Below are 3,906 nucleotides of genomic sequence, written 5' to 3' on the forward strand. Positions count from 1 at the left end.
AGCAACGGTTGAAACCCTTGCCACACCTAGAAGGTAATCCTCATTAAGACAGGTAAATGAGTCAATTTCACCCACAACGATGATCTTTTTTTTGTGTAGTTTTATTGCAAAAAAAAAGTTTTTTTGACAAAAAGCACAAAGTATGAATTAGGAAGTGGGGTAGTGGGGAAGTGGGTTGATGGGGTAGTGGGGTAGTGGGGTAGTTCGGAAGTTATCTGCTATTTTCCAATAAAAACCTTCTTTCTGCGCGAACAATTGCTTCTCTAGTGGCTAAAACTGCTTCTGTATCCACCGAAAGAGAAGTCACGCCCCAAGCAATCAGATCATCGATAAGTTCAGGATACTGGACGATGGCCATGCCGCAAACGGAACAGGGAATCTGTAAAACTTTTGCTTGAGTGATAATTTGTTTTAAAGCTGCCCTGACTGCGGGATGACGGGCGTTAAAATATTCTGAGAAATCTTCTCGATCGCTACCTAAAAGTAATTGAGTTAAATCATTAGTACCAATAGCGATTAACTGTACCCCCGCTTGCACATAATCCGCTAATTGAAAGATTACCCCCGGTACTTCCACCATTATCCCCAATTGGAAAGAAGGGACTTGAGTGAGTAAAGCCGATTGTACCCGTTGCCGGCAGAAAATAAATTCCTCAACCCCGCGGACAAAGGGAAGCAGTAAATTAATATTGGTGGCGCTGGTGGTTTGTACCCGTCGTAAAGCTTGCAATTCTAGATCGAATAGAGTCGGATCTAATATATAACCATGGGTTCCCCGACTGTCTTTAGTCGAATGTTGAGCATCAAAAGAACGGTAAAATAAAGGCTTAGGCTGGATACTAAGGGCAAATTGTGCGATTAAATCACTTAATCTCTCGATCAATGCTTCTTGATGCTCTGGTGTTAACCATTCTTCTAGATTACGCTGAGAAAGTAACTCTAAAATCATCCATTCTGAGCGCAATAAACCGATCCCATCAATAGGCAGTTCTTGGATTCCGGCAATACTTTCAGTTTGACTGAGATTAACCATCAAACGGGTAGCAATTGCCGTCCCGTCGGTTTCTCTGGGGGGTGCTGAGGGTAAGGAAATCTGTTCCTGAGATGCTAGAGAAATAATTCCCCTCGTACCATCTACTAAAATTATCTCCCCTGAGCGGATAATTTCCGTGGCATTTTTCACCCCGACAACGGCAGGAATGGCTAATTCCCGGGCTAAAATGGCTCCATGGCTAGTTAATCCCCCCTGTTCCGTGATCATTGCTCGAATTTGGCGTAAATGGGGCAGTTTTTTCGGAGGTAAATTAGCAGTAACCAGAATGCAATCCTGAAAATTTGCCTCTGGGGAGTCGAAATTGCTGATCACTTTTGCCACTCCCGATGCCAACCCCGGGGATGCCCCTAATCCTCTTAAGGGATAATGGCAGGTAGTAGCGGTGATTTCCTGACTGTGACAGCTAAGAATATAAATTTGACCATCCAGCATCATCAGCCATTCTATGCTGGTTAACGTCGGTTTTTCCGTCAGCAGAGATTGAACCAGTTGACAAAGGCGATCGAGGGCGAAATTATCTAAACAGTAGCTTTCCTGTAAACTGGGTGCTAATAATTGTGGCGCGAGCAGATTACTGTCACTATTGAGATAATAAGCGCGGGATTTATTGCCTAATTGCCGACTGCGTAATTGACCGGAGCGATCGATAATGTAGGTATCCGGTGCCACTTCTCCATTAGCTAAACTGTGTCCTAATCCCCAAACCGCCTGAATTTGCCAGTTATCCTCATTAATTAACACATTTCCCGCACAATTGGCCGGTAATAACGGTTGTACCAGTAAAGATAATTGAATTTTTTCTAAACCAATTCCCACTTTTCGCCAATAAAATAGACTTCTGGCGGTGAATAACTCCGCCCAAGCTTGTTTTAGGGCATTTTCTAGATTATCTGCTTTAATTCCACTGATTGGGGCGGAAAATAAACCGAGAGTTCGCCGAGCCAGATTAGCTGGTAGGGAAAAGCGCCATACTAGGGTATCCATGGATAATTGTGCCACGGCCGCCTCTAGTTCTTCTAACCAGAGAGGAGGAATTTGCGTTTGTAAAATGGCGCGCCGACTTTCTTTGGCGACTAATTGCAGAGCTTTTGCGTTATCTACGTCTAAATAGAGGGAAGATTGCGGAAAATCAGTCAAGAAAGAGTCAGCATTGTTGATAGTTTCCAAAAATTCCGCAAAAATGCGGTTAAAAATGGCAAATCCCCCGATAATTGGGTATCCTCGCTGGTGTAATTCACTGGCAATAAAAGCTTTTTCCCCCACCAGGGGGCGATCAGAAGCACTAATGCGATCGAGCCAGCAGAGAATGGTCACGGGATTTGTTAAGAATGGTGAAAGGATTCTAAAATAATCTAGGTGATTTTTGTAACTTTTTAGTTCTATCTGCTAGTTTAACTCACCGTCACTATCTTGAGGATGATCTGGGAAGTGGGGAAGTGGGGAAGTGGGGTGTAGGGTGTAGGGTGTGGGGTGTAGGGAATGGGGAGATAGGGGAATTTCAACTAATACCCCAAAACCCTAAAACCCCAACTCCTGACTACTGACGACCGGCTCCTGATAGCTGATAAGATAGGATTCGGACAATATTCGATCGCTGCGAGAAATTGATGGACACACCTGCGAAAGTTTTGTTAGTGGATGACGAACCGGGGGTTCGTGAATCTGTGCAAGCATATCTACAGTACGGGGATGACTTCGAGGTAAGAACTGCTAGTAATGCTAACGAAGCCTGGGATTTACTCAATCAAGAAATTCCGGAATTAGTCATCTCCGACATTATGATGCCGCAGGTGGATGGCTATCAGTTTCTGAAGAAATTGCGCGAAGATGCTCGTTTTCAGACAATTCCCGTGGTTTTTCTCACTGCTAGGGGGATGACAAGCGATCGCATTCAGGGTTATAATGCCGGTTGTGATGCTTATTTATCCAAGCCTTTCGATCCCGAAGAATTAGAAGCATTAATCAAGTCTTTAATCGAGCGCCGTCGTCAATCCCTGCAAGCCACCAGCGAAAACGCTAGATTAGAAGAAATTGCCCGAGATATCCGGGAATTAAAACAGCAGGTGGGACAACAGAACACTTTTACTACTACTCCCCCCCCGATTAAAATTGACCTTACCCCCCGGGAACAAAGTGTTTTAGATTTAGTAGCGGAGGGATTGATGAATAAAGAAATTGCCAGTCGTCTAGAAACCAGTGTCAGAAACGTAGAAAAATACGTCAGTCGCTTATTTAGCAAGACTGGTACTAATAGTCGCACGGAATTGGTACGTTTTGCCCTAAAACACGGTTTAACCAGTTAATATAGCAGCTAAGGACAAACTAGCGGGCAACTTTCTTCTTAGAAATATCCCCTGGGGAAAAAGGCAGATGACAAGCAACTGAATTACCGATGGAAAAACAACTTTGGCAGCGAATCACCCTCGATTTAAATATCTGTCATGGCAAACCTTGCCTTCGAGGATTGCGTTATCCTGTTGAATTTATCCTAGAATTACTTAGTTCTGGCATGAGTATCGAAGATATTTTAGCCGACTACGATGATTTGGAACGGGAGGATATTCTAGCGGCGTTATTGTTTGCCACTCGATTAACTCAGGTAAAAAGCATCTACCAAATTGCACCATGAAGTTTTTAGTCGATTTACTCAACATTCCTTAATAGAAATGAGTCGCAACTCAATCATCGTTCATCATTAGTAGTAGGACAAACTGAAATTAGCTTTAAGTGCTTCACAAAAGGAATAAAATCTTTATCTGAAAAAAGGAGCGGAAGATTATTTTCAATACAAAAGGAGGCAATAATAACATCAGCAGTTTTCCTAATAGTTATCCCCTTCTTGCGTAACTGGC

3 protein-coding genes are annotated in these 3,906 nt (G+C 43.3%); 2 read left to right on the forward strand and 1 reads right to left on the reverse strand.

Annotated features, from left to right (window positions below):
* Positions 1 to 211 precede the first annotated feature (211 nt).
* Positions 212 to 2,368 carry a putative PEP-binding protein gene (locus PX636_RS16785; RefSeq protein WP_288117939.1) on the reverse strand — a complete coding sequence of 719 codons (2,157 nt, stop codon included), beginning with the start codon at positions 2,366 to 2,368 and terminating at the stop codon, positions 212 to 214.
* Between the two features lie 293 nt (positions 2,369 to 2,661).
* Here PX636_RS16785 and PX636_RS16790 point away from each other — a divergent pair, with 293 nt between their 5' ends.
* Positions 2,662 to 3,357 (forward strand): response regulator transcription factor, encoded by a 696-nt coding sequence (locus tag PX636_RS16790; RefSeq protein ID WP_002795661.1) that lies wholly within the window; start codon positions 2,662 to 2,664, stop codon positions 3,355 to 3,357.
* A gap of 89 nt (positions 3,358 to 3,446) precedes the next feature.
* Positions 3,447 to 3,683 carry a DUF433 domain-containing protein gene (locus PX636_RS16795; RefSeq protein WP_002795660.1) on the forward strand — a complete coding sequence of 79 codons (237 nt, stop codon included), beginning with the start codon at positions 3,447 to 3,449 and terminating at the stop codon, positions 3,681 to 3,683.
* The last annotated feature ends 223 nt before the right edge of the window (positions 3,684 to 3,906 follow it).

It is taken from the genome of Microcystis sp. M53598_WE2 (genome assembly GCF_030067735.1).
GTDB lineage: Bacteria > Cyanobacteriota > Cyanobacteriia > Cyanobacteriales > Microcystaceae > Microcystis > Microcystis aeruginosa.

Coding starts and splice junctions, on each gene's coding strand:
- PX636_RS16790 (WP_002795661.1), top strand. CDS start 2,662: ATGGACACACCTGCGAAAGTTTTGTTAGTGGATGACGAACCGGGGGTT.
- PX636_RS16795 (WP_002795660.1), top strand. CDS start 3,447: ATGGAAAAACAACTTTGGCAGCGAATCACCCTCGATTTAAATATCTGT.